At 56.8% G+C, this 21916-nt stretch carries 35 protein-coding genes and 1 pseudogene; 30 read left to right on the top strand and 6 right to left on the bottom strand.

Going from position 1 to position 21916, the window contains the following annotated elements; translation table 11 throughout:
• Positions 1-4: 4 nt before the first annotated feature.
• Positions 5-958, bottom strand: coding sequence for a phosphoadenosine phosphosulfate reductase domain-containing protein (locus AC54XV_RS19510; protein ID WP_496717162.1), 954 nt, complete (start codon positions 956-958; stop codon positions 5-7).
• Between the two features lie 293 nt (positions 959-1251).
• Complete coding sequence (locus AC54XV_RS19505; RefSeq protein WP_496717161.1) at positions 1252-2283, bottom strand: hypothetical protein; 1032 nt, start codon at positions 2281-2283, stop codon at positions 1252-1254.
• A 105-nt stretch (positions 2284-2388) separates the two neighbouring features.
• Between AC54XV_RS19505 and AC54XV_RS19500 the strand changes: the two genes are divergently transcribed.
• Positions 2389-3174 carry a toll/interleukin-1 receptor domain-containing protein gene (locus AC54XV_RS19500; RefSeq protein WP_496717160.1) on the top strand — a complete coding sequence of 262 codons (786 nt, stop codon included), beginning with the start codon at positions 2389-2391 and terminating at the stop codon, positions 3172-3174.
• A 90-nt stretch (positions 3175-3264) separates the two neighbouring features.
• Here the strand turns inward: AC54XV_RS19500 and AC54XV_RS19495 are convergent, their stop codons facing one another.
• The 4 genes from AC54XV_RS19495 to AC54XV_RS19480 all read right to left on the bottom strand — a co-directional run bounded on the left by AC54XV_RS19495 (position 3265) and on the right by AC54XV_RS19480 (position 6221).
• Positions 3265-3855 (bottom strand): hypothetical protein, encoded by a 591-nt coding sequence (locus AC54XV_RS19495; RefSeq protein ID WP_496717159.1) that lies wholly within the window; start codon positions 3853-3855, stop codon positions 3265-3267.
• Positions 3855-4193, bottom strand: a complete 339-nt coding sequence (locus AC54XV_RS19490; protein ID WP_024640756.1) for a hypothetical protein — start codon at positions 4191-4193, stop codon at positions 3855-3857. Before AC54XV_RS19490 ends, AC54XV_RS19495 begins: the two co-directional genes overlap by 1 nt.
• Before the next feature lie 591 nt (positions 4194-4784).
• Positions 4785-5186 (bottom strand): response regulator transcription factor, encoded by a 402-nt coding sequence (locus AC54XV_RS19485; protein ID WP_024639033.1) that lies wholly within the window; start codon positions 5184-5186, stop codon positions 4785-4787.
• 339 nt (positions 5187-5525) lie between these two features.
• Complete coding sequence (locus AC54XV_RS19480; protein WP_496718976.1) at positions 5526-6221, bottom strand: LexA family protein; 696 nt, start codon at positions 6219-6221, stop codon at positions 5526-5528.
• 72 nt (positions 6222-6293) lie between these two features.
• Between AC54XV_RS19480 and AC54XV_RS19475 the strand changes: the two genes are divergently transcribed.
• The 29 genes and pseudogenes from AC54XV_RS19475 (at position 6294) to AC54XV_RS19335 (ending at position 21911) form a co-directional block, all read left to right on the top strand.
• Positions 6294-6533 (top strand): transcriptional regulator, encoded by a 240-nt coding sequence (locus AC54XV_RS19475; protein WP_496717158.1) that lies wholly within the window; start codon positions 6294-6296, stop codon positions 6531-6533.
• A 240-nt stretch (positions 6534-6773) separates the two neighbouring features.
• Positions 6774-6947, top strand: a pseudogene (locus tag AC54XV_RS19470) (helix-turn-helix domain-containing protein); the annotation flags it as partial.
• Positions 6948-7226: 279 nt separating this feature from the next.
• The gene (locus AC54XV_RS19465; RefSeq protein ID WP_310886591.1) at positions 7227-7460 is read left to right on the top strand and encodes a hypothetical protein; all 234 of its coding nucleotides are present in this window, start codon (positions 7227-7229) and stop codon (positions 7458-7460) included.
• Entirely contained in the window at positions 7453-8823 is a 1371-nt protein-coding gene (dnaB, locus tag AC54XV_RS19460) for a replicative DNA helicase (RefSeq protein ID WP_496717157.1), read from the top strand. Before AC54XV_RS19465 ends, dnaB begins: the two co-directional genes overlap by 8 nt.
• Complete coding sequence (locus tag AC54XV_RS19455) at positions 8823-9128, top strand: DUF1364 domain-containing protein (RefSeq protein WP_496717156.1); 306 nt, start codon at positions 8823-8825, stop codon at positions 9126-9128. Before dnaB ends, AC54XV_RS19455 begins: the two co-directional genes overlap by 1 nt.
• Positions 9125-9556: a VRR-NUC domain-containing protein gene (locus AC54XV_RS19450; protein WP_496717155.1), complete on the top strand. Its 432-nt coding sequence runs from the start codon at positions 9125-9127 to the stop codon at positions 9554-9556. Before AC54XV_RS19455 ends, AC54XV_RS19450 begins: the two co-directional genes overlap by 4 nt.
• The gene (locus AC54XV_RS19445; protein ID WP_496717154.1) at positions 9553-10833 is read left to right on the top strand and encodes a tyrosine-type recombinase/integrase; all 1281 of its coding nucleotides are present in this window, start codon (positions 9553-9555) and stop codon (positions 10831-10833) included. The genes AC54XV_RS19450 and AC54XV_RS19445 overlap by 4 nt, the downstream gene beginning before the upstream one ends.
• A gap of 76 nt (positions 10834-10909) precedes the next feature.
• Positions 10910-11050 carry a hypothetical protein gene (locus AC54XV_RS19440; RefSeq protein ID WP_496717153.1) on the top strand — a complete coding sequence of 47 codons (141 nt, stop codon included), beginning with the start codon at positions 10910-10912 and terminating at the stop codon, positions 11048-11050.
• A complete protein-coding gene (locus tag AC54XV_RS19435; RefSeq protein WP_496717152.1) occupies positions 11047-11367 on the top strand; it encodes a hypothetical protein in 321 nt (106 codons plus the stop codon). The genes AC54XV_RS19440 and AC54XV_RS19435 overlap by 4 nt, the downstream gene beginning before the upstream one ends.
• Positions 11368-11369: 2 nt before the next feature.
• Entirely contained in the window at positions 11370-11561 is a 192-nt protein-coding gene (locus AC54XV_RS19430; RefSeq protein ID WP_496717151.1) for a hypothetical protein, read from the top strand.
• Positions 11562-11563: 2 nt separating this feature from the next.
• On the top strand, positions 11564-11947 hold the full coding sequence (locus AC54XV_RS19425) for a hypothetical protein (protein WP_010439553.1): 384 nt from the start codon (positions 11564-11566) through the stop codon (positions 11945-11947).
• A 180-nt stretch (positions 11948-12127) separates the two neighbouring features.
• On the top strand, positions 12128-12451 hold the full coding sequence (locus tag AC54XV_RS19420) for a phage holin, lambda family (protein WP_082427135.1): 324 nt from the start codon (positions 12128-12130) through the stop codon (positions 12449-12451).
• The gene (locus AC54XV_RS19415) at positions 12448-12867 is read left to right on the top strand and encodes a hypothetical protein (protein ID WP_496717150.1); all 420 of its coding nucleotides are present in this window, start codon (positions 12448-12450) and stop codon (positions 12865-12867) included. Before AC54XV_RS19420 ends, AC54XV_RS19415 begins: the two co-directional genes overlap by 4 nt.
• Positions 12797-12985 carry a hypothetical protein gene (locus AC54XV_RS19410; RefSeq protein WP_230852676.1) on the top strand — a complete coding sequence of 63 codons (189 nt, stop codon included), beginning with the start codon at positions 12797-12799 and terminating at the stop codon, positions 12983-12985. The genes AC54XV_RS19415 and AC54XV_RS19410 overlap by 71 nt, the downstream gene beginning before the upstream one ends.
• Positions 12986-13048: 63 nt before the next feature.
• On the top strand, positions 13049-13258 hold the full coding sequence (locus AC54XV_RS19405; protein ID WP_496717149.1) for a hypothetical protein: 210 nt from the start codon (positions 13049-13051) through the stop codon (positions 13256-13258).
• A complete protein-coding gene (locus AC54XV_RS19400) occupies positions 13258-13593 on the top strand; it encodes an HNH endonuclease (RefSeq protein WP_496717148.1) in 336 nt (111 codons plus the stop codon). Before AC54XV_RS19405 ends, AC54XV_RS19400 begins: the two co-directional genes overlap by 1 nt.
• A gap of 161 nt (positions 13594-13754) precedes the next feature.
• Positions 13755-14243, top strand: coding sequence for a terminase small subunit (locus AC54XV_RS19395; protein ID WP_496717147.1), 489 nt, complete (start codon positions 13755-13757; stop codon positions 14241-14243).
• A 4-nt stretch (positions 14244-14247) separates the two neighbouring features.
• Positions 14248-15927, top strand: a complete 1680-nt coding sequence (locus AC54XV_RS19390) for a terminase large subunit (protein WP_496717146.1) — start codon at positions 14248-14250, stop codon at positions 15925-15927.
• A gap of 2 nt (positions 15928-15929) precedes the next feature.
• Entirely contained in the window at positions 15930-17144 is a 1215-nt protein-coding gene (locus AC54XV_RS19385; protein ID WP_496717145.1) for a phage portal protein, read from the top strand.
• Positions 17131-17772, top strand: a complete 642-nt coding sequence (locus tag AC54XV_RS19380) for an HK97 family phage prohead protease (protein WP_029572532.1) — start codon at positions 17131-17133, stop codon at positions 17770-17772. Before AC54XV_RS19385 ends, AC54XV_RS19380 begins: the two co-directional genes overlap by 14 nt.
• Positions 17769-18971 (top strand): phage major capsid protein, encoded by a 1203-nt coding sequence (locus tag AC54XV_RS19375; RefSeq protein ID WP_198710472.1) that lies wholly within the window; start codon positions 17769-17771, stop codon positions 18969-18971. The genes AC54XV_RS19380 and AC54XV_RS19375 overlap by 4 nt, the downstream gene beginning before the upstream one ends.
• A gap of 60 nt (positions 18972-19031) precedes the next feature.
• On the top strand, positions 19032-19250 hold the full coding sequence (locus AC54XV_RS19370) for a hypothetical protein (RefSeq protein WP_496717144.1): 219 nt from the start codon (positions 19032-19034) through the stop codon (positions 19248-19250).
• A complete protein-coding gene (locus AC54XV_RS19365; protein ID WP_198710470.1) occupies positions 19251-19544 on the top strand; it encodes a head-tail connector protein in 294 nt (97 codons plus the stop codon).
• Positions 19544-19882 (top strand): phage head closure protein, encoded by a 339-nt coding sequence (locus tag AC54XV_RS19360; protein ID WP_496717143.1) that lies wholly within the window; start codon positions 19544-19546, stop codon positions 19880-19882. Before AC54XV_RS19365 ends, AC54XV_RS19360 begins: the two co-directional genes overlap by 1 nt.
• Positions 19875-20348 carry an HK97-gp10 family putative phage morphogenesis protein gene (locus AC54XV_RS19355; RefSeq protein ID WP_496717142.1) on the top strand — a complete coding sequence of 158 codons (474 nt, stop codon included), beginning with the start codon at positions 19875-19877 and terminating at the stop codon, positions 20346-20348. Before AC54XV_RS19360 ends, AC54XV_RS19355 begins: the two co-directional genes overlap by 8 nt.
• A complete protein-coding gene (locus AC54XV_RS19350) occupies positions 20348-20713 on the top strand; it encodes a DUF3168 domain-containing protein (protein WP_496717141.1) in 366 nt (121 codons plus the stop codon). The genes AC54XV_RS19355 and AC54XV_RS19350 overlap by 1 nt, the downstream gene beginning before the upstream one ends.
• A gap of 65 nt (positions 20714-20778) precedes the next feature.
• On the top strand, positions 20779-21282 hold the full coding sequence (locus AC54XV_RS19345) for a phage tail tube protein (protein WP_496717140.1): 504 nt from the start codon (positions 20779-20781) through the stop codon (positions 21280-21282).
• Positions 21283-21291: 9 nt separating this feature from the next.
• Positions 21292-21627, top strand: coding sequence for a phage tail assembly chaperone family protein, TAC (locus tag AC54XV_RS19340; protein WP_103688324.1), 336 nt, complete (start codon positions 21292-21294; stop codon positions 21625-21627).
• Between the two features lie 17 nt (positions 21628-21644).
• Entirely contained in the window at positions 21645-21911 is a 267-nt protein-coding gene (locus AC54XV_RS19335; RefSeq protein WP_496717139.1) for a phage tail assembly protein T, read from the top strand.
• Positions 21912-21916: the final 5 nt, after the last annotated feature.

The raw sequence follows: 21916 nt of genomic DNA, 5'->3' as shown, positions 1-21916 counted from the left end.
ACGGTTACTCACAAAGGCCATAAGCAGAACTGCATGCTGTTGCGTCTGTTGCAATCATCAGGTCGTACTGGATACCGCCACGGGACGTCTTTGACCACTCGACAGCTTGGCGGATGCTCGCGATCTCCATCACCTCAAGTGCGCTCATGTCTGCGATAGAGCCTTTCGGGTGTTTGGCGTTGGAACCGGCGAAGAAGGTGGCAGCGCCGCGCTTGCTGGCCTGCTGAACAATTCGCTCCCATCGGTCGATACGATCGATTACCTCGGGGAAGCGCAGGGCGATTTCCCGAAGCTCGTCTTTCCGGCAATTGATGCAGGGCATGCACCCGACACGGCCCATTCCTTGGGAATAGAGTGGGTTAGGTTCGATGCCCATGAAGCGGTGCGCTTCAAAAACTGCGGGAATATCCCATTTCAGAATTGGCCGGTAATTGAACAGGCCACCGCCGACCTCGTCGCACTCGGGTAGGTAGCGCCGATTCAGTGATTCGTCGGCGCGCACGCCTTGCCAACTGACCAGCATGTCGCCTTTACCCATCATCGGCATAACAACCTGCTCGAGCATAGGGTCCCGCTTCAGCTCCATCGTGCAGAACTGCGCCTTGCGGCTCGGGAAGCGACCCTTCCAGATGCATAGGTCAAGGAAAGGGTTGCCTGTTGGCTCCAGCACTTCGAGTGCGGCTAGCACGATCGATTCGTCGATGCCTTGCTCTCGCCATTTGGTCGCGATGAACTGTCGCTTTCCGGCGATCTGCCGCGCGAAGCTGGCTTTAACTCTGGTGATCGGAATGCCAGTCGCGCGCTCCAGGTAATCGAGGTACTGGTAAGTCTGCTCATGTTCGTTGCCGGTGTCGGCGAAGACGGCCTGCAGGTTTTCTGTCTCCAGCGCGATCGCCACCAGCAGTGTCGCGGTCGAATCTTTCCCGCCGCTGACGCTGACGATGTTCTGGGTAGGCATAGTTCATCCTCGCCGGGGTGGCGTGAGTCGTTGAAGTGCGGAGAGCGGTTAGAGAGTTGTCCACAGGCGACGTAGCAGTTATGCAGCGGTTATCTGTTGCATAAACGCATTACCTTATAGCCCGACGCGCTTATGCTTCTCTAATTTGAGGTCTTAAACGAGGAGCCTCAAATGGAACATTTATCTTTGCTTGTTGAATTCGCTGCTTCCATATCAGCGTTGATTGAAAGCGTATTGCGGGTCTGGCTATTGATCATGGTGATCAATCGTTCAGCACAATAGGTGAGGGTGGGTTAGGCGGCCTGTGAAATCGGCACGGCCTTCAGGTCGTCTTTCTGGTCGAAATCACCCAGATACGGCTTCAGTTCGGCGCGAGTGTACTTGCCAGCCCTCACCGTGTCCTTGGTGTAGCCGCTGTAGTTGGGGCGGAAGTAGAGTTCATCTTTCACATTGAAAATCATGAAAAGGGGCTCGGGCTTAGGGAAAAGCACCTTGCGCAGCACCTCGGCACGCTGATAGTTCATCCCGGCAACCGCTTTAGCGATCAGGTCTTCCAAGCGCTGGCGGCGGGCTCGCTCGTTCTTCTTGGCTCTGATATCTGTCGGCCGCTCGACAAACAGCTCGAAGCAAGCCTTGTTGTCGTAGCCATACTTGCCATGAGCCACCCACCACATGTTGTTGATGTTCACGAAAGCGGTGCCTTGGTACCAGCGGCCTTTGCGATCAGTCGTCCAGACCTTCGCGCCATGCTCAATGGTTTTCTTGTCGCCTGACCCTGAGTTGTAGTCGGCAGCGGGAATAGTCGGCGGACCGAAGCGGCGCTTACTAACGTAGTCGGCATTGATCCACTCGATGTTGGTCATACCGCCCAAGCTACACTTTCGATCCGACGCCTTGAACGTGTAGCCGGTGAAAACATTGCACAAGTAGTCACGGACGCGTCGGCGAGTGCGCTCCATCTCCAGGCGCGCCAGATAAGGCATGTGCTTCTCTTTATCGTTCTGGTAGCGCCCGCCGTGGTCGGCACGGTCCGGCGTGTTTACGCTTTGGAAGAACTCCAGCTCAATGCTTCGCCCGGAAATCCTGAGATCGGCCTGCAGGTCACCCTTAATGCAATGGCGCGAATTGTTGTCGGTGAAGATGTGTGTCTGCTTGCCGACAGTCCAGCCGATCCGGTTGAGCGTCTGAATGATGCGCTTGAACACTTCGCCTTTGAATTTACGCTCCCAGATAACTTTGGCGTCCCATTCGCGGGGGATACCTTCTTCCCATACGGCAAGACGGGCTTCGCCGAAGGTGACGCGGCCTTCACGTTGAATTTGCATTGTGTTCTCCATTGCATGCGCCGCCCTCCGGCGTCCGGTGGTGGCAAATTGGTTGGGGATGGGGTATTACGTGTGACCGGCATGGAGCCGGAAGACGGAGGCTGTATGAAGGTTTTCTTAAGTCACACTTCTAAAGACAAACCAAATGTAAAGCACGTTGGCGCATACTTGGAAAGCCGGGGGGTTTCGGTATGGCTTGATGCATGGGAAATGTCCCCAGGCGATTCTCTTATAAAGAAAATATCTGAAGGTATCGATTCTTCTGACAAGCTGGTCGTGTTCCTTTCGCCGGATTCGCTTAAATCCAATTGGGTTGAGCGTGAGATAAATGGTGGGGTTATTATGGAAATAGCGGAAGAAAAAGGACTAGGCAGCAAATTTGTAATTCCAGTATTGCTTGAAGCTTGTAAGGTTCCCTTTTTTTTAAGAGAAAAGATATATGCGAACTTTACAGATAAAAGTTTTGAAGATGCATGCGAAGAGCTAATGTCAGGTATAAAAAATGAGCCGTTGAGGCGGACTCTGGAGCCCTACTCAAATGGAGTAGTTGGGATACACGATCTTGGCAAGAACGGTGATGGCTTATATGAGCTGGTAATTGAACTTACTGCCAATCTTTCTCCGGTCTCCGGGGTGAGTTCACGGGTAGTGACATCTGGGTACAGTTACGCTCATAAAAGAATCGGTGCAAGTGGTGATCCAATTCGGCCCAGCATCAGTACCAGCTCTTTTTCAGGATCTACATTCATTGATGACGGGAAAACGTTCTCTGTATCCCTCAAAAATATCGAATTGAAGAAGGGAATAAGTTTATTCCTAAGTTTCTACTCGGATGTTCCAATTGAGGTGGTTGAGATCGAATTTAAAGACGGCTATGGGCGAGATGTTTAGAGTTTTTTTCTCTGTTAAGTAGCGAAGTGAGACGCCGTGCGCAGTCCGGAAGTTCTCAGATGTTCATTTTTTCGACTGGGTTAGCGCGCCTCACTTGCGGTGAATCCTGTGCAGCGGGTAGTCGATGGCGAAGTCTTTGATTAGCCGCTCCATCAGCGTGCTGCTGATCCCGATCAGGTCCTTTGCGGCCTTGCGCGAAAGTCCGCGGTCCCTCGCTTCCTTGATGCGCAGCACGTTCAATGCATCCGCGACTGGGTCTATACGCGCGGCCTTCACACGCGAAAGATGTGGGCTTGGATCGAAGCGCTTGTACTCGAACCGGTGCTGTGCGGCGATCTTGCGAAGCATGTGGTGGCTGACCCCGGTGGTACGGCTCACATCGGTTATGGTGGTTGTCTGTGCCATTTGGCGGATCTGCGCGACCACCTCATCACTGACGTGGCCCCGTGGCAGATTCGGCTCAGGGGGCGGTGGGGCTGCTGCGCGCATTGCGTCCTTGGTCCGGCGGCGAGGCGCTGGGGTTGCTGCTGGGCCCATCCGTCCATACGGCCTGGGCTTATAAGCGAAGCCCTGCAGCGTGGCTATCACGCCGCCGCTCTTCAGGAACTCAGCCACCTCAGCCTCGAGGATGGCGGACCGCTCTTTGTTGCGCTGAATCGTGCTCAGCTCTGGACTGATCATCAGCTGGCACCGTAGAGCGCGAAGAGCGCCAGGCCGGTAGCGATGGCAGCAGTCCAGCGCAGCATGTGAGTGGCGAACGACCGCTGACGTACAGGCTGGGCTTCCAGTTGATCAGCGGCCTTGCAAGCGGCGCTGTGGCCGCGATGCACGCCGCATACATTACCTGTCGAGCGCTCGACGATGCCGAACTCGTTATTGCCGTTCGGCACGACCGTGAAGCGCGGCAGGGCTGCCGGATTCTTGCGGCCGACCTTGTCGTAAAACTCGGCAGTGGAGAGGGTGCAGCGCTGGCGCAGGCCTTCGAGGATTGCACGACGCTGGCTGATTGTCTGATGCATGTGAGGCTCCTTGACCGCATTGGTCAGATGACAGGCGCGGGTGACCAAACCCAGCCGTGAGACTGGCCTGGCACCTGCCGATGCGGTCGTTTGATTTAGGGGGGAGGGTGATGCAGGGGGCCGATTTAACGGTTTAAACTCTTCCGCATCGGAGGTAGCAATCCAGGCCGTACCGGTGATCGCCTTTCGGCTTACGGAATCGAACCGCCCAGCGGGATTGCTACCTCCGATGCAGCCTGGCGCTATGACAGGGTTCGGGCAGTTTTCGTCAGGCTGACGTAGTGCTGGTTGAGGCCACAGCCAATTGCTTGAGTCAGGCTTTAATGCGGAGCCGGGTTCTCATTTGTGGAGCGAGCCGACTGCAGAAGTATTTCTTGAGCTCTGTACCTCTCTCCGCGCGCTCCGCCAAGGGCAGTGATCGCCAGCTCTAGAGCGGTGCTTGCTTGCTCGTATGCTCGCTGTGCCTCGTCTTCTTGTTTCGCTGCTGCTGCCAGTTCGTTGAACGCGGCTAACTGAGCCTCTGTCATTTCTGTTTCTCCGGTTGATTGCCAACCTGACCATGTCGCCAAGGCCAGTCCGTTAATTTGTTCCTCAGCAGATCGCTGCCACTGGTCGAAGCTTGTCTGAACCCTTACGGCTGATCTTCTGTTCGTACCCGCCCCGGCGTGACTCGGGAGCTCTGCGCTCTCGCCTCATCGATTCATCGCCCAGCACCGCGTGCAGAACGATCACCGACATGAACAACAGGCAGAGCGGGGAAATGATCTGGCGGCGCATGGCCTCGGCGATCATCGCTGTCTGGCGATTCACGCCGAGCTTGAACATGGCGACCGACAGCCGCTTGACGACCGTGCCCGGCGCGATGCCGAACGTGCGGGCGATTTCCTTGGCTGTGCAGCCTTGGGCGGCTGACAACAAATACTGCAACTCTCGCGGCGCAAGACCACGGCCGAGGTGGCCTCTCCATGCCCCACATACGATGGTGGTGTCCATTACGTTTTACTCGGTGGTTGTCATCCCAAAGCACCCGGCAAGCCAGGTGCTTCAGTGATGCTGTCCATCTAAAAGAGCTCTCATTTCTGAGCCAGTCGGTCCCCTTATCGGGGGCTGGGATCAGGATTCCCCCTGACCTTGGTAGCCGGTGAAACTCCGGCTTGCTAGATAACATAAGTTATGGAGGTGATCATAACCCAAGTTTTAACCATGTCAATAACCTTGGTTATATTTTTACAGGGAAGATTTGAGTGTCGTTCGGGTGGAGTACATCTGTACTCTTCAGGTGTCCGGGCGTAAAAAAACCCGCTTGATGCGGGTCTTAAATTACTTCGTGTGTCAGGGCAGGACGCTCATCGACCTCACTGCAACACCGATGATCTTGCAGTCTGCTTCAAATTTTATGATGGGGTAGGCGCTGTTAAGAGGCTTCAGATAACGAACGCCTCCGTCTTCGACCAGCTTTTTGAAGGTTGCTTCATTGCTGCCAGAAAGCTTCGCGATTACAAGCTTCCCCGGTTTCACGTCTGCCTGGGTGTCTACGAGAATTAGCTGGCCTTCCGGCACACTAATACCGCTCGGCGCAGTCATTGAGTCACCCTTTACCTCAAGCCAGAACGCAGGACCTTTGGCTTGATAGTCCGAGTACTGGTAGGCGTCGCTGGCGCCGGGAGCATACGGTTCGACAGCTTCAGCCCAGCCACCAGCTGAAACCCAACTGATAACTGGATACCGGTAGTACCGGTCTGGCTGACGGGTATCCCCGACATTCGGCAGTTCGCGTGGGGAATCGGACTTGCCACTCATAAGCCATTCCGCAGACACGCCCAGTGCTCGACCGATGTCGACCATTTTCTTAGATGTCAGATTACGGCCGCTCTCCAAATGCTGGATCGTGACTTGACTGACGCCCGCTCGATCAGCCAGCTGTTGCTGGCTCATACCGAGAGTAGTTCGCTTAGCAAGCACTCGGCCCGCCAGTGTGTTCGTAGGCTCATTCATGCCCAGCAGGGTAAAACACGCGTTATCGCCCATCAAATAACATGTGTTTGCTTGTTCTATAACTTGAGTTATCATTTCGAGCACGACTCACTGAGGCACACAGACATGCCCACAAAAGAAAGACCAGTAGACATGGTTGTCCGCCTTGCTGGAGGACAGGCCAAGCTTGCACGCCTATGCAGCACCAGTCAGCCACGCATTTGGCAGTGCATTAACCGGAATCAGAGGGTGCCTGCCGATCTGGTAATTCCATTCGAGCGGGCAGTAGACGGGCAGGTTACCCGACACGAACTGCGCCCAGATCTTTACCCCGTTGAAGAGCATGCGGCGTCTTTACCGGCTTGACGGCAAGTATCCGCTTAGGCGGGAAGGGCGGGTAGTACAGCGGATGAGCTGTTAATTCATCCAGTACCAAATTTCAGGCAAAAAAAAGCCGGTGGCTAGACCGGCTTCTTCACAACTTGCGAGACAGATTATGCATACGAAATTAACGCCGAGCAATAGCGAGCCTGAATCATCAGTTTGCCAGCTCCCACGATATCTGGCGCGTCAGTTCTTGGAGTGCAGCAAGTGAGCACAGTAATCATGAGCCTTTGCTGGCCTCTGCAGGGAATGAGTCCTGCGCAAAAGTCGGTCCTCGTCTCGCTCGCAGATAATGCGAGCGATGAGGGGGTCTGCTGGCCTTCAGTTTCGACAATTGGTATCCGGACGTGTCTTTCTGAGCGCGCGGTTCGCAACGCTTTGCGCTGGCTCGAAGACGCAGGGATCTTGGCGAGCAACCAGCGATTTGGCCGGTCAACCTGGTACACAATTACCCCGGCAGCATATGCCCCCGGCACCAAATGCCCCCCGGCACCGGATGCCCCATCACCCCGGCAGGATATGCCCCCAACCCCGGCACCAAATGCCCCCAGAACCGTAAGGGAACCGTCAGGTGAACCGTCACATGATGGAGATCCTGCTCCGAGCTCTCCGAAATGTCCTGTTCAGGAAATCGTAGATGCGTTCAATCGACTGTTGACGCCAGTGCTTCCGGCAGTGGTCCTGCTCTCTGAAACCCGCAAAAAGCAGATCAAGGCGCGGTGGAACCAAAGCCCTGTTCACCAGAGCATGGATTTCTGGGTCGAGTACTTCGCCATCGTCGCTGAGTCCGACTTCCTGATGGGCCGAACGGGCGGCAAGAACGGTTCTGTACCGTTCCGGGCCAGCTTCGACTGGTTGATCGCGCCGAGCAACTTCGTGAAGGTCGTCGAGGGGAATTACAGTGCGTGATCCCTACAGCCTTGAGGCAGAACACAGCGTGCTGGGTGCGATGCTTTTGCGTCAGGAACTGATCGACGTTCTCAGCGCAGACCTGGCGGTCGATGATTTTTATTTCGAGGATAACGCCGCCATCTATCGCGGAATCCTAGCTCTGCATGGTGATAACAAGCCTGTTGACTGCGTGACAGTGGGTGTGTTTATCCACGAGTTGGCCGATGGTGTCAGCGCTCTTGCGTATGCCTCCGAAATTGCAAGAAACACACCCAGCGTTGCTAATGCGTCCTCGTATGCAGCCACAGTTCGGGAGCGCAGCCTAGATCGCGCCATGATCCAGTTAGGTTCTCGCATCAACGATATCGCCTACAGCGATCAGCCCACCCCCGACAAGGTCGCAGCCATTCAGACCGAGGCTCTGGCCATCGACGGCAAGACTGCCACGGCGGAAGTGATCAAAGCCCAGGACATCCTGGACGATTACATCGAGGTGTTGCAGGCCCGAGCGGATCGTGGAGAGGGTATCGACGGACTGTCGACCGGTATCGCAGACCTCGACGAAAAGCTGCAAGGGCTCAAGCCAGAACAGTTGATCGTGATTGCTGGCCGGCCTGCAATGGGCAAGACAACCCTTGCGATGAACATCGCGTCCCATGCCTGCATCCGCGAGAAAAAGAGCGTGATGGTGTTCAGTCTTGAGATGAACCAGAACGGCTTGATGGATCGGTTGATGGCCTCCGAAGGGAAGGTGCCACTGCAACTGATCAAGAGCGGAAAAGCACCGCATACCCACGGCGCCGAACTGATGGGGGCTGCCGCCAAGATCAAGCACGCCGACCTATACATCTCAGACCGCGCGTCGATGACGATCAACCGGATACGGTCTGCTGCGCGCCGTCACAAGCGCCAACGCGGCCTGGATCTGATCGTTATCGATTACCTGCAGTTGATGGAATCGGATTCTCGGACGTTCAGCCGTGAGCAGGAAGTAAGCCACATGACCCGTAGCGCCAAGCTGATGGCCAGGGAGCTGGGTGTGCCTGTAATCCTGCTCAGCCAGCTTTCACGTAAGTGTGAAGAACGCCCGAACAAGCGGCCTCTGTGTTCTGACCTGCGTGAGTCCGGAGCGATTGAGCAGGACGCCGACATTATTTTGTTCGTGTATCGCGATGAGGTCTACCACGAACACAGCGAAGCCAAAGGCATCGCCGAGATAATTATCGGCAAGGGCCGGGATATCGAAACGGGCACTGTGCGAGCCGCATTCCTCGGCCAGTACAGCCGCTTCGATCAGCTTGCCGCTGGTTGGGTAGAGCAACCGAGACCAGCAAAGGTCGCAAGCCTTGCAGATCGGTACAACAACAAGGATCGGTTCTGATGACTCGACAAACCAAACTCACCAAGGCAGCGCGCGACCGCGAATGCCAGATCCGTTACCCAGGCTGCTCGAGCGAATCCTCGACCACGGTGCTGGCCCATTACCGGCTCGCCGGGACTTGCGGCATGGGCATCAAGCCGAACGACCTTCAGGCCGCTTGGGCGTGTGCGTACTGCCACGACATCGCCGATGGCCGCCTGCGCGCCCCGGCGGTGCTGAGTCGTAACGAAGTCCGCCTGTTCCACGCCGAGGGTGTCATGCGTACCCAGGACGCCCTGATTCGCGAAGGGAAGGTGTCACCGTGAAGCCCGCCGAAATGACGTTGTTCAAACCGAAGCGTACCCGCGCCAAGCCCGTCGACCGTGAGGGCCTGGAGCAGGCCGCATTGCTGCGCGAGCTCAAGCTGCGAATGCCGCTGGTGGCGGCGTTGATCTACCACGTTCCCAACGGTGGCCACCGGCTCAAGCAGGTGGCGGTCAAGTTGAAAGAGCAGGGCGTGCGCGCTGGTGTTCCCGATCTGGTGCTGCCGATGGCCCGTGGTGGGTACTTCGGCCTGTACATCGAATTCAAAGCAACGCCGCCGAACGATGCCGCCGTCTCTGGCACCCAGTACGAGTGGATACGTCAGCTCAACCTGCAAGGCTATCTGGCGATCGTCTGCCGTGGTCATTTCGACGCGATGGAGCAGATCCGCGCATACCTCCGACTTCCTAAGACTGTGGTGGCCCCATGAGCCAGACCCTGCTTACTTCGTTCTCTGATGCGGAAATCCGCCGGCAGGCAGCGAATTCAGACGTGCGCGACCTGCGCGATGCTCGCTATCCGGGCGTTTACTTCCGGTTTCATAAGAGTCGTGAGCGCGGCACCTGGCACCTGGTTGTGGGCAAGAAGTGGGAGAAGATCGCCGGTTTTCCAGAGTTGCCGGTGAAAGGGCTGATCAATGCTCTGCCGAAAATCCGGGAACGCCTGGCGACTGACCCGAAGGCCTCTGCGGCTGCCGGCACGCTGCAGACCGTTGGCCAGCTGCTGGAGTGGTTCATGGTTCGTCAGTCCACCGAGCGCAGCCTGTCGGCAAAGCGCCGCGCCACGAACACCTCAATCATCACCTGCCACCTCAAGCCGCGCCTGTCCGAGCTGCTCATTGCCGATGTGGACCGGTCCACCTTGGACAAGCTGGTCATGTGGCCCATGCAGGCCGAAATGTCGCTCTCCTACGTCCGGTTGATGTGGGGCGTGCTGGTTGTCGCGTTCCGACAGGCCGAAAAGCTGCGTCTGATCGCCCAGAACCCGGTTGCCGGTTTCAAGTTCACCGACTTCACCAAGGCCCGCATCCTGCCGAAACCATCGCGCCTGCGTGCCGTTCAGCTGGAAGAGGTGCTTGGTGACCTTGCTGCTGGATTCGACCAGCACCCGCAGGACTGCATGCTGGCCTTGATGATGCTGTGCCACGGCACGCGTGCTGGCGAGACAAGGCAGGCCCGATGGTCGCACCTGACGCTGGGTGAGCAGGGCGAATGGTTCATTCCTGCCGAGAACACCAAGACCCGCTGTGAGCACCGGCTACCGCTGACCCATCAGGCCTGCGCGCTGCTGGAGCGGTATCGGGACTGGCAGTCGTCGAAGGGCTACAAGGGTGCCTACATGTTCCCGGCTCGCAACCGTGGGCCGATCAGCGACAGCCAGGCATGTGCCGTATTCGCTCGCCTGGGAAAGGGTGAGTGGACGAGCCACGACCTGCGCAAAGTGGCCCGGACCGGCTGGACTGATCTGGGCGTCGACTTCCTGATCGGCGAGATGCTGGTGAACCACACGCTGACCCGCAACGTGCAGACCTATATCCACACCTCGGCTGAGCTGCTCAAGCGTGACGCGCTGAACAAGTGGCACGAATGGTTAGACGGGAAAGGCTTTAGCCGCATTCACCGCTCGACCCTGACTAGAAACGAAAATTCGCAGAATGCAGTCGAGGCCAATAACGGCGCGGCTTCCAGCGCGATCACGAATCCATAAAAGGCGAGGTTTAAAAATGATGATTGTGCTCGACAGGGCATCCGGCCTCGCTGTGAATCCGGCCGAAGTCAGCTCAATGCGTTACGAAAATTGGAACGGTGACAAGCACCTGGTGCTGACCATGCAAACCGGCAAGGAGCTATCCGTACAGCACTGGCCCTATGGTGATGGCCCGAACGTTTACCGCCTGCACGAGCAATTGCTGGAGGCTCAATGAAAAAGAGTCACGGCCCAGCGTTCCGCGTCGCCCAAGTTGACCTGGCCCAGTGCCCGGCCTGCCGAGGTCGCGCTGTTATCAAGGGTGTGTTCCACGAAATGGCATGCGTGCAGTGCAATGCCTCGGGCTGGGTCGCCGCCGAGACAGGTGAAGCGCTGCCGCTGGAAGTGCTGGTGACGCAGCTGAGCATGCGCCTGCAGGCCGCTGACCGGCATATCGAACAATTGAAGCGCCCGGACCAGATGACTGGACCTGCCGCCATTTACCAACAGAACAACCGCCGCGGTGCCGGTGGATCGAATTACACAGGGGATTGACCATGCCGATCGTACTGACTGACCGCGAAGCGTTCATTGCAGGCCTTCTCGGCGGCGTGTGGAACGAATACTTGAAGCTGCCTGCCGAGCATCCAATGGAGAGTGATGAGTTTTGCAGGGCTATTCACGCATGCCAAAACATTGTGCTTGCTCGGGCAGGTCGCAGAGCAATAAATACTGAATCGGGGGATTAACCATGATGACTCGCAACACGCTGCACCGCCCGCTGGGTGAAACTGAAAACATGCTCGAGCAGTGGGGGTATTGGCGGATGGATGGTATGGGTGTGCCCAGCTACGCATCGCCCACGCTCGCCCTGATGCGGGATGCCATGCCGATGCCCGGTAAGTCGTATGTGATCACCGACGAACTTGCCGGCCTTGTTGACGCCGCCGTTGCCGGCCTGTGCGCCCGCCATCAGCAGATGGGCGATATGGTCTGGTTCTATTACGGTGCCAAGTGGCCCGCGATCCGGGTCGGTCGCCACTTCGCAATGAGCGAGGGCAAGGCACGCGAGTTGATCAAGGCTGGTGCTGCCTGGGTGGACTGCTATTTGGAGGGCGTTCGCTCGGCAGCTTAAAAAAGAGTTGTCCATATGGAATAGCTCTGTTTTCATGGCACGGTGTTCAGCTGTTCCAGCGCGGCACCCCTGATGATTAAGCCCAGCCAAGTGCTGGGTTTTTGCTTTCTGAACCATTTCAAAGGCTCGCCATATCGGCGGGCCTTTTTCGTTTATAGATCCCGAAAGGGCCAAGACCGGATGCGCACTATGCCCGACAAGCCAGACACCTGGGCCAAGCTCTGGATGGCCTTATCGAATCCACTATGGCAGGGCGCGATCATGGCCATCATCGTCTCTCTACTGCGAGTCCTCTACGACGCCAAGGAAACCAGCAAGCGCCGGATTTTCTTTGAAGCGTTGATCTGCGGTGCGTTGAGCCTCGTTGCGTCCAGCCTGATCGAGTGGATGGCCTGGCCGCCCAGCCTTTCAGTCGCTGCCGGTGGCACCATCGGCTTTCTCGGCGTAACAGCCATTCGCGAGCTGGTGACCCGGTTCATTGGCCGCAAGGTGGATTCCGTATGAAGGCTCTCGCCGCTGCAATCATCATCAGTTTGGTGGGCCTGCTGCTGGTCGGTATCCAGCAGTACCGCGTCCTCGCGCTGGAAGGGCAGGTGACGCTGCAGATGAAGACTGCCAAGGATGCCACCGACGCCAACGCCGAAAGCCAGAAGACGATCACCACGCTCCAGGCCGAGGCCAAGCGCAATGCCAACTACACGGCCGATCTACAGCAGCGCCTCAAGGCCAGCGAAGACAAGGCCCGACAAGCGAGGAAAGACTTTGAAGACCTCAAGCGTAAGAGCCCGGCTGTTCGTAAGTGGGCTGATCAGCCTTTGCCTGACGGCCTGCGCGGCAAGCCCGCGCCCAGTGGTGGTAAAGACATCAGCGGTAAGTCTGGAAGCTCCGGTAATGGTGCCGTGCGAACGGGTCAGCGATAGCGACGAAGACCTGGCACTGAACGGTGATCTGTGGGCCTTGAAAGACCGAGCCGTCAACCTGCTGGACACGTGCGCCGATCAGGTCGACGCACAGATCAAACGCAGTCAGAGCAAATAGCGATGTCATGCAGTGGATGCGCCGCACGGCGCGAGTGGTTCAAGAAGTGGAGCAAGGTGGCAAATGAACGAGCACAGCAACTCTTTGCTAAGCCAGATCCTGGCCGAGCAAGTGAAGCAGACCCAGTTGCTGCAGAACCAGGCCGATCTGCTACAGCGAATGGCAGAGCAGCAGGTGATGCTGATTGAAGCTCTTGCTGACAGCGAGCCGGAAGACCCTGATGCCGAGCCCACCCACTACATGAACGGTGAGCCCATCACCGGTTATCCCTGATGGGCAGGCTGAAGACTCTCAAGAGCACGCTTCAGACGATCCCGGACAGATTGCAAACGATCAACACGAATTCATGGCGAGCAGGCAAGACCACAGCTGCCCAGCGTGGGTACGACTCCAAGTGGCAGAAGGCTCGCTTGGTTCACCTCGATGCAAACCCATTGTGCGTCTACTGCGAAAGGATTGGTCGCGTAACAGCTGCCAATACGGTCGACCACGTGATACCGCACAGAGGCGATATGACGCTGTTCTGGGACCGTTCTAACTGGATGTCCCTGTGTGGCCCTTGCCACTCATCTGTCAAGCAGGCAGAGGAAGCACAAGGACTGCGCTGATTGGCGACACTGGCGTGCTACAACTAGCCAAGGCAATTGTGCGGCAGTAAAGCGGCACGCCACTGACGTACCGGGGGGGGTAAAAATACACGATCTCTCTGCGTCCCAGACCACTCCCCCTCCCATCCGCACTTTTTTTCCCGACCCTAAGGTTTATGTTAATGGTGTTAACAGACAAACAGCGACAGTTTGTTGACGCAAAGGCTCGGGGTGCGTCCAACAAAGAGGCGGCGGAAGCCGCAGGATGTAAGGCCTCGACAGCTTCGGCAGCCGGTTCTCGGTGGGCTAACGACCCCAAGATTTCCAGCGCAATACTTGCACGGCGTGCTGAGTTGAGTGTTAACCCCGAGAAGTCGCGCAATCGGAGCGGACCACCAGCCGATGCCACGCCGGAAGGCGATGAGGCCGGTGGCGAATTTCTAGAATGCCTTCCCACCACGGAAGATCCGCTTGTTTGGCTGCTGGCTTTGATGAACGAACCCAGAGCTAAAGTTTTTGACCGTCGTAACGCTGCTCAGACCGCTGTGCCGTATGTGCATGGCAAAAGAGGCGAGGCAGGCAAAAAAGAGCAGAAGGCCGAGGCATCTAAAGAAGCCAGTAAAGGCAGGTTCTCAGCTGGCAAGCCGCCGCTCTCAGTAGTAAAGGGGTAAACCAATGCTCTGGACTACCGCCTGCCCTGACTGGTGGAGGCGTCTGTCTGCCTGCGAGTCAATCATTCCAGACCCTCTGTTCCCTGCTGAAGCCCATGAAGGTCTTGAGGTGTTCCGGTCGCTGAAGATCGTGGACGCCCCTGGCAGTCCGACGATGGAAACGGCCTGCGCGCCTTGGGTACTCGCGTTTGCTGGTGCGATTTTCGGAAGCTACAACAGCGAAACCGGCCAGCGCCTGATCAGCGAATACTTTCTATGCATTCCCAAGAAAAATTCTAAGTCGACCATTGCGGCCGCGATCATGCTGACGGCGTTGATCCGTAACTGGCGGCTTGAGGCTGAATTCATCATCCTCGCACCGACCAAAGAGATCGCTGATAACTCGTTCAAGCCTGCTGCGGCGATGATCAAGCATGACGACGAGCTGAGCGCGCTCATGCATGTTCAGCCGCATATGAGGTTGATCACGCACCGTGAAACTGGCGCGACGCTCAAGGTTGTGGCTGCTGACAGTGACGTAGTCGGTGGGAAAAAAGCGGTTGGCGTGCTAATCGACGAAGCTTGGCTCTTCGGAAAGAACCCAAAAGCCCCGGACATGATCCGAGAGGCGACTGGTGGCCTGCTGTCGAGGCCTGAAGGCTTCATCATCTGGCTGACAACTCAATCGAACGAGCCACCAGCTGGAATATTCAAGTCGAAGCTGAGCTACGCGCGCGGCGTTCGAGAGGGCAAGATTCAGGACCCTCGCTTTTTACCAGTGATCTACGAATTCCCGCCGGAGATGATCAAGAGCGGGGAAGCCCGACTGCCTGAAAACTTCCACCTGGTGAACCCCAATATGGGGTACTCGGTGGACAGGGCAACGCTCGAGCGTTTGTTTATGCAGGCCGAAATCGACGGTGAAGCCGAGATCCGAGGGTTTCTCGCCAAGTTCCTGAATATTGAGATCGGCTTGGCGCTGATGTCCGATAGCTGGGTTGGCGCGGACTTCTGGGAGCCTCAGGCTTTGCCGGGCTTGACCCTCGACAGCTTGATTGAGCGCTGTGAGGTCATAGTCGTTGGTGTTGACGGAGGCGGTCTTGATGACTTGCTCGGGCTGGCAGTGATGGGGCGTGTTCGAGATTCACGCGACTGGCTGCACTGGGCGCATGCGTACGCACACCCGTCTGTCCTAACCCGGCGTAAATCAGAGGCGCCACGGATTCAGGATCTGGCCGCTATCGGCGACCTGACACTGGTGCAGAAGATAGGCGATGACGTTGCGGCTCTGGCAGTCATTGTTCAACGCATCAACGATGCTGGCCTGCTCGACAAGGTGGGCCTTGACCCTGCTGGAATCGGCGCGGTGCTCGACGCGCTATCAGATGTTGGTATCAGCGAAGAGCAAATCATCGGTATCTCTCAAGGCTGGAAGCTCACGGGCGCAATCAAAACGACCGAGCGGAAGCTGGCCGAGGGCGCTTTCCTGCATTGCGGGCAACCGCTTATGGCTTGGGCTTGCGGCAACGCCAAGGGCGTGCCCTCGGCAAATGCCTTTTTGATCACCAAGCAAGCGTCGGGCACCGCGAAAATTGACCCGCTCATGGCCACGTTCAACGCCGTTTCGCTGCTTTCCCTCAATCCAGAGGCTAAAGGCGGCCTGGACGACTACCTCAACAACGGATTTTTCGGACTAGTAGGCTGAACATGGCATTTCGTTGGTACAACCCCCGCTCGTGGGGATTCCTTGGCTACACCGATCCAACGACCGGCAATTACGTCGAAGTCGATATGGAGGTCGGCGGCAAGAAAACCAAAGCCGGCGTTACGGTGACCACCACGACCGCGCTTTCGATCAGCATGGTGTGGTCGTGCGTGAAAATCCTCTCTGAGTCTCTTAGCGGGCTGCCTTTGAAGCTGTATGAGGACAGCGAAGGTGGCCGCAAGCAGATTCCTGGTGCTGATCGCTCATTGAAGGTCTTGCGCAAGCCCAATCCCTACATGACGCTGCTGAACTTCCTAAAGTTCATCGTTGTGAATATGGCATTGAGGGGTAATGCGTTTGCTTTGATCGAAAGGAATCGCAATGGCGACCCTATCGGGTTCGTGCCGCTGGACTGTAATACCGTCACGATCGACACGGATGAAGATCTCACCTACTGGGTCACACCAAAGAACGGCGACCGCTTCCCGGTTTCGCCAGAAAGCATGCTGCACTTCAAGCTTTTCAGCCTGGACGGCATTGTCGGCCTTTCACCGATTGAATATCAGGCAGAGACGATGGGGCTGGCCAAGGCTGGCCAGCAATGGTCGTCACGCTTCATGCGTAAAGGTGGGTTCACCGGCGGATACGTGATCTACGAGGGCTTCCTGAACAAACAACAAGAAGCTCAGATCATGGCGAAGTTTCCGGATGTTCGGAAGGCCGATGCGGATGATATAGGCAAGGTCGCGATCCTGCAGGGCAATCCGAAGATCGTACCGGCTGGCCTCAGCCAGAAAGACGCCCAGTTCATTGAGTCTCAACAGTTTCAAGAGGAAGCGCTGGCGGGTATCTACGGCGTACCTCTTTGGCTGGCCAACAGGGCCGGCAAAACATCAATCATGGGTTCAAACCTTGAGCAGCAGCTCACCGGTTTCATCACTTTTGGCCTGAAACCCTACATCGACGCCGTTGAAGACGAACTCAACGACAAGGTGTACCGAAAATTTTCGCGCTTTGTTGAGTTCACCGTTGAAGGCCTTTTACGCGCGGACAGTGCGGGACGCTCTACCTATTACGGTAGCGCGCTTGGCGGCTCCGGTGGGTCGGGTTGGATGACGATCAACGAAGTGCGCGAGAAAGAGAATTTGCCTGCTCTAGTAGGCGATGAATACAACCGGGTAACCCGGTGGGAGATGCAGACCAATGTCAAAACTTGAAGTCCCGTTTGAACTAAAGACAGTGGACGAAGCTGGCAACTTTGAAGGCTACGCTGCTGTTTTCAACAACGTTGACTTGGGCGACGACGTGATCCTGCCAGGTGCCTTCACCAAAGTTAAAACGACCCGCGGCGGCAAGCTGAAGTTGGCCCTTTATCACGATCTGACCCGCCTGGTTGGCGCTGCCGATTACACCCAGGATGACCACGGCCTTTTGCTCAAGGGCAAGGTAAATCTGGCAGTCAGTTATGCGCGTGACGCCTATGAACTGATGAAGTCCGAAATCCTCGACAGCATGTCCATCGGTTTCAACACCATCAAGGCGGATTTTGAAGAGCGCGCGGGCCGCCGGGTTCGAATCATCAAAGAGGCCGAGTTGTGGGAGGCGTCGTTCGTGCCATTTGGCATGAACCCTGAAGCGCAGGTGCTCACAGTTAAGTCAGACATTCGACTATTCGAGAATGCCCTGCGTGAACGCATGGGACTTTCTCAGAAAGAGGCGGCAGCAGTCGCCTCGCTCGGCTACTCCGCACTACGCCGTGATGGCGGCAGTGAGGCCACGGCGATCGTGGAAGGGCTGAAATCACTATCCACCACTTTCGACCAATTTTTTAAGGTGTCGCCATGACCGATGTTCTTGAAGTAAAAACGTCCCTCGAAGCCCAATTGAAAGAGGGTTTCGGTGGCCTGCAGAAAAAATACGATGCGGTTGCCGAAGAGCTACAAAAAGGCAATACCGTCACCACCGAAATGAAATCTCAGATCCAGAAACAGAAGGATGAGCTGCAAAAGGTCATTGATCAGGTTCAGGATCTCGAACAGAAGGGCGTCAAGCTGCGTGGCCAGCAGGGTGAAGCGAAATCCTTCATCGATATGGTTGGCGGCCACGAAGATTACAAAGGCCTGCAACAGAAAAGCGTGAATTCGGCGACGATTGAGGTCACCAAGTCCGACCTGGCCGGCATGAAGGAAATGAAGCTGGCCAGTACCGGTCTGGTAGCGCCTATTTACGACCCGGTCATCCAGCAAGGTATCCGCCAAGAGCTGCGCATTCGCGACCTGCTCACCACCATTCCGGTAACCGGGCAGGCTTACACCTACTTCCGCGAGAACGTACACACTCGCGGTGCTGCACCGGTGGCCGAAGGTGGCTTGAAGCCAACCAGCAACGTGACATTCACTACCGAAACAGATCGCGTCAAAAAGATCGCGGTGTGGATGCCTGCGACGGACGAGGTGCTCTCCGATGTACCCCAGATGTTTGCCTACATCCAGCAGCTGCTGCGCTACGACCTGAAGCTGGAGGAGGAAGGCCAAATTCTCAAGGGTGACGGCACTGGCGAGAACCTGAATGGCCTGATGACCCAGGCGACTACCTACAATGCGGCTCTGAGCAAGACTGGCGACACCGCAATTGACTTGGTTCGCCGCGCGATTTACCAAGTACGCAAGCAGTCGAAAATGTCCGCTGACGGCATTGTCATGACCGAACTCGACTGGATGAACATCGAGCTGCAGAAGGATGCGGACAACCGCTATCTGTTCGCCAACCTGCAAGGCCTGGTTACTCCGATCCTGTGGGGGCGACCAGTCATCACGTCTGACGCAATGGAAGAAGGCGACGTGGACGCAGGTGGCGAGTTCCTGGTAGCCAACTTCGCCCGTTCGACAACTCTGTTTGACCGCATGACCTTCCAGTTCAAAATGGGCTTGATCAACGATCAGTTCATCCGCAACGAGATCGCAATGCTCGTCGAAGAGCGCCTGGGGCTCGGCGTTCGTCGCCGGGAAGCTCTGGTTAAGGGCAATCTCCCAACCGCCGGCTAATTCCAGCCACGCATTTCCAAGTTCGGCGCTAAGCCGGCCTTTTTTATTTCCGGAGGCAATATGAAAGTCAGAGCAGTTTGGAGTTTTGTCGGTACCCCTGCGCTACTGAAAGCTGATTCGGGCAGAGTCAAGCGCGGCGATGTGTTCGAGGACATCGACAGCGAATACGCCCACACGCTCATTGGCAAAGGTCTGGTTCAAGAGCTTGGCGATGACGGCAAGCCGAAAATCGCCAAAGCCAAAGAATCTAAAGCGGCGAAACCGGACGAGAATAAGTAAATGATCGAACTATCCCTGGTGAAAGCCCACTTGCGCGTTGATCACGACGCAGAGGATGACCTGATTCAGGGGTATGTCGATGGGGCGGTGACCCATGTTGAGCAGCACTGCGACCGAGTCCTGGTAGAGGGTGATCCTGTGCTTCCTGAGCAGATGGGGTTCACCAAAGATATCCGGCAGGCCGTTTTGCTGCTGGTCGGGCACTGGTACGCGAACCGTGAAGCCGTGGCCAGCGGCCTGACGAGCGTGCCGCTGGCGGTCGATCGGCTGCTTATGTACAGGAAGAGGTTCTGATGAACGCTGGAAAACTTAGGCATCGTATTGCTTTCCAGTCGCTTGTGGCCTCGCAAGACCCGCAAACCGGTGAGGAAACCAAGGAATGGCGCACTGTGTGGGACAAAGTGCCGGCGTCGGTTGAACCGCTCAGCAGTCGTGATCTGATCGCGGCTCAGGCTGCCCAGTCGGACACCTCGGCCCGGATCGTGATTCGACACCGGGCAGGTGTGCTGCCGACGATGCGGATTCTGTTCCGGGGCGAGGTGTACGCCATCAAAGGCCCGCCGATGCCGGACCCGGTTTCAGGCTTGGAGTATCTGACCATTCTGGTTTCAAGGGGGTTGCTCAATGGCTAGCCAAACAAGTGTCGACATGCGGGGCCTGGATGGCGTTGTGCAGAAGATGAAGACCCTGCCCGTGAAGTTGCAGCGTTCGGGCCTTCGTAAGGCTGCCCGCCGCGCAATGAACATCGTGCGTGACGCCGCCAAGGCGAACGCCAAAGCGCTCGATGATCCGGCGACCGCCGAAAAGGTCTGGAAGAATATCGCTACGCAGGAATCGGCGAAGCGATCCAGGCAGGAAGGTGGTGTGGTCATGCGTGTGGGTGTCCGGGGTGGCGCTGGTAGCAACCAGCACAGCAAGGAAGCGTCGGGCAACCCCGGCGGCGACACCCGTCACTGGCGTTACATCGAGTTTGGCACTGAGCACACCCCGGCAGTGCCATTCATGCGGCCAGCCTTTCAGTCGAATGTTCAGAACGTCACCGACAGGTTTGCAAGCGAACTCATGAAAGAGATCGACGCCGCGTTGGGTGGCATCTGATGGCCGCTCCGATATTCGCGGTTTGCGCCGCCGATCCGGCGGTGCTGACGCTACTGGGGCAGTCACCCACCAGGCTTTATCCATTTGGCGAGGCCCCGGAAGGTGTAGCCAAGCCATACGCGGTCTGGCAGGTCATCGGTGGCAGCCCCGAAAACTACCTTTCCGGACGACCCACTGTTGACGGCTACGCGCTTCAGGTTGATGTCTACGGCGATTCGGCGTCATCCGCCCGCGCAGTGACAGAAGCCATGCGGGATGCCATTGAGCTGAACGCGTACATCACCCGCTGGGGCGCAGAGTCACGCGACCCGGTAACGAAGTCCTACCGCAGCAGCTTCGACGTGGACTGGATGGTTCACCGGTAACCCTGTTTGAAAAACTACAGCCCGCTTTGTGCGGGTTTTTTTATGCCCGTCATTTGGAGAACATCATGGCGATTCTTACTCAAGGCACGCAGCTTTTTGCTCTGATGCCAACCGTCGCAGATCCAACGAAGCTGGAGGTGATGGAGGTTGAATGCATCACCGCATTTAACCCCGGCGGCAACCCGGCGGACCAGATCGAGACTTCTTGTCTCAGCAAAAAAAACCGTGAATACATGCGCGGTATGCGCACACCTGGGCAGGCAACCTTCGCAGTGGATGCCGATCCCCGCAATAAGTCACATGTCCGCGTTTATGAGCTTTCGGAAAACGACGACATCGAGAGCACCGCTTGGGCTCTTGGCTGGGCTGATGGAAAAAGCAAGCCAACGCTGAACGCAGCAGGTGACGACTTCGAACTTCCAGAAGATCGCACCTGGTTCCTGATTGACGGCTACGTGTCTGACTTCCCGTTCGATTTCTCGGCGAATTCCGTCGTGAAAACTGCCGGCACTATTCAGCGCTCTGGCGGCTCCGTCTGGGTTCGTAAAGCCATTGTCCCGGCAGCGTAAGGAAAAGTCATGAATCTGGCAGATCTGAAAAAGAAAGGTGGCGTCGTCGCTGAAATCCTCGTGAAAAAGGAAGTCAAGTGGGTGCATACCGATTCGAAGGGCGTGGAAGTGACTGACAAGTTCACTGTACATGTGCGTCGTCACACATTCGGCAAAATGGAAGGCATGTTCACTGGCGACGAGGCTGAGAAGTCGAAAAATGCCAGTTACCTGTCTGCCAGCGTCATGTTGGGTGCGAAAGGTGATGAGCCTTTGCCATTCGATGACGCGATGAATCTGGACCCCGGACTGGGTTGGGCGCTCATGACAGCTGTCAACGAGGTCAACCACCCCGCAAAGAGCTGACCCCCGCCGACGAGCTGATGCATGAGCTGGTGCTTAACGGCATTGGTGGAAGCACGATTGCAGAGGCTAAGGCCAATATCACCTACTCGGAGGTCTTGGCCTGGTCTGCGTACAGGGACAAGCATGGATCGCTGAACCCAATGCGACGGTTTGAATTCTCCAGCGCGCTTATAGCGCTTCAGGTCAATCGGGCCAACGGGGGCGAAGCGGACCTTTACGACTTCATGCCACATGCGGAACGTCCGCCAATCACCCTGGAGCAGGCCATGAAGGAATGGGGTTAGCGTGC

The sequence above is a fragment of the Pseudomonas fragariae (ex Marin et al. 2024) genome, from assembly GCF_059621105.1.
This window is presented reverse-complemented; position numbering and strand designations above follow the sequence as displayed.

What these genes read in the sequence shown, in the direction of transcription:
- AC54XV_RS19510 (WP_496717162.1), bottom strand. Translation starts at nt 958, where the DNA reads ATGCCTACCCAGAACATCGTCAGCGTCAGCGGCGGGAAAGATTCGACC.
- AC54XV_RS19505 (WP_496717161.1), bottom strand. Translation starts at nt 2,283, where the DNA reads ATGCAAATTCAACGTGAAGGCCGCGTCACCTTCGGCGAAGCCCGTCTT.
- AC54XV_RS19500 (WP_496717160.1), top strand. Translation starts at nt 2,389, where the DNA reads ATGAAGGTTTTCTTAAGTCACACTTCTAAAGACAAACCAAATGTAAAG.
- AC54XV_RS19495 (WP_496717159.1), bottom strand. Translation starts at nt 3,855, where the DNA reads ATGATCAGTCCAGAGCTGAGCACGATTCAGCGCAACAAAGAGCGGTCC.
- AC54XV_RS19490 (WP_024640756.1), bottom strand. Translation starts at nt 4,193, where the DNA reads ATGCATCAGACAATCAGCCAGCGTCGTGCAATCCTCGAAGGCCTGCGC.
- AC54XV_RS19485 (WP_024639033.1), bottom strand. Translation starts at nt 5,186, where the DNA reads ATGGACACCACCATCGTATGTGGGGCATGGAGAGGCCACCTCGGCCGT.
- AC54XV_RS19480 (WP_496718976.1), bottom strand. Translation starts at nt 6,221, where the DNA reads ATGGGCGATAACGCGTGTTTTACCCTGCTGGGCATGAATGAGCCTACG.
- AC54XV_RS19475 (WP_496717158.1), top strand. Translation starts at nt 6,294, where the DNA reads ATGCCCACAAAAGAAAGACCAGTAGACATGGTTGTCCGCCTTGCTGGA.
- AC54XV_RS19455 (WP_496717156.1), top strand. Translation starts at nt 8,823, where the DNA reads ATGACTCGACAAACCAAACTCACCAAGGCAGCGCGCGACCGCGAATGC.
- AC54XV_RS19445 (WP_496717154.1), top strand. Translation starts at nt 9,553, where the DNA reads ATGAGCCAGACCCTGCTTACTTCGTTCTCTGATGCGGAAATCCGCCGG.
- AC54XV_RS19440 (WP_496717153.1), top strand. Translation starts at nt 10,910, where the DNA reads ATGCGTTACGAAAATTGGAACGGTGACAAGCACCTGGTGCTGACCATG.
- AC54XV_RS19435 (WP_496717152.1), top strand. Translation starts at nt 11,047, where the DNA reads ATGAAAAAGAGTCACGGCCCAGCGTTCCGCGTCGCCCAAGTTGACCTG.
- AC54XV_RS19430 (WP_496717151.1), top strand. Translation starts at nt 11,370, where the DNA reads ATGCCGATCGTACTGACTGACCGCGAAGCGTTCATTGCAGGCCTTCTC.
- AC54XV_RS19425 (WP_010439553.1), top strand. Translation starts at nt 11,564, where the DNA reads ATGATGACTCGCAACACGCTGCACCGCCCGCTGGGTGAAACTGAAAAC.
- AC54XV_RS19420 (WP_082427135.1), top strand. Translation starts at nt 12,128, where the DNA reads ATGCGCACTATGCCCGACAAGCCAGACACCTGGGCCAAGCTCTGGATG.
- AC54XV_RS19415 (WP_496717150.1), top strand. Translation starts at nt 12,448, where the DNA reads ATGAAGGCTCTCGCCGCTGCAATCATCATCAGTTTGGTGGGCCTGCTG.
- AC54XV_RS19405 (WP_496717149.1), top strand. Translation starts at nt 13,049, where the DNA reads ATGAACGAGCACAGCAACTCTTTGCTAAGCCAGATCCTGGCCGAGCAA.
- AC54XV_RS19400 (WP_496717148.1), top strand. Translation starts at nt 13,258, where the DNA reads ATGGGCAGGCTGAAGACTCTCAAGAGCACGCTTCAGACGATCCCGGAC.
- AC54XV_RS19395 (WP_496717147.1), top strand. Translation starts at nt 13,755, where the DNA reads ATGGTGTTAACAGACAAACAGCGACAGTTTGTTGACGCAAAGGCTCGG.
- AC54XV_RS19390 (WP_496717146.1), top strand. Translation starts at nt 14,248, where the DNA reads ATGCTCTGGACTACCGCCTGCCCTGACTGGTGGAGGCGTCTGTCTGCC.
- AC54XV_RS19385 (WP_496717145.1), top strand. Translation starts at nt 15,930, where the DNA reads ATGGCATTTCGTTGGTACAACCCCCGCTCGTGGGGATTCCTTGGCTAC.
- AC54XV_RS19380 (WP_029572532.1), top strand. Translation starts at nt 17,131, where the DNA reads ATGTCAAAACTTGAAGTCCCGTTTGAACTAAAGACAGTGGACGAAGCT.
- AC54XV_RS19375 (WP_198710472.1), top strand. Translation starts at nt 17,769, where the DNA reads ATGACCGATGTTCTTGAAGTAAAAACGTCCCTCGAAGCCCAATTGAAA.
- AC54XV_RS19370 (WP_496717144.1), top strand. Translation starts at nt 19,032, where the DNA reads ATGAAAGTCAGAGCAGTTTGGAGTTTTGTCGGTACCCCTGCGCTACTG.
- AC54XV_RS19365 (WP_198710470.1), top strand. Translation starts at nt 19,251, where the DNA reads ATGATCGAACTATCCCTGGTGAAAGCCCACTTGCGCGTTGATCACGAC.
- AC54XV_RS19360 (WP_496717143.1), top strand. Translation starts at nt 19,544, where the DNA reads ATGAACGCTGGAAAACTTAGGCATCGTATTGCTTTCCAGTCGCTTGTG.
- AC54XV_RS19355 (WP_496717142.1), top strand. Translation starts at nt 19,875, where the DNA reads ATGGCTAGCCAAACAAGTGTCGACATGCGGGGCCTGGATGGCGTTGTG.
- AC54XV_RS19350 (WP_496717141.1), top strand. Translation starts at nt 20,348, where the DNA reads ATGGCCGCTCCGATATTCGCGGTTTGCGCCGCCGATCCGGCGGTGCTG.
- AC54XV_RS19345 (WP_496717140.1), top strand. Translation starts at nt 20,779, where the DNA reads ATGGCGATTCTTACTCAAGGCACGCAGCTTTTTGCTCTGATGCCAACC.
- AC54XV_RS19340 (WP_103688324.1), top strand. Translation starts at nt 21,292, where the DNA reads ATGAATCTGGCAGATCTGAAAAAGAAAGGTGGCGTCGTCGCTGAAATC.
- AC54XV_RS19335 (WP_496717139.1), top strand. Translation starts at nt 21,645, where the DNA reads ATGCATGAGCTGGTGCTTAACGGCATTGGTGGAAGCACGATTGCAGAG.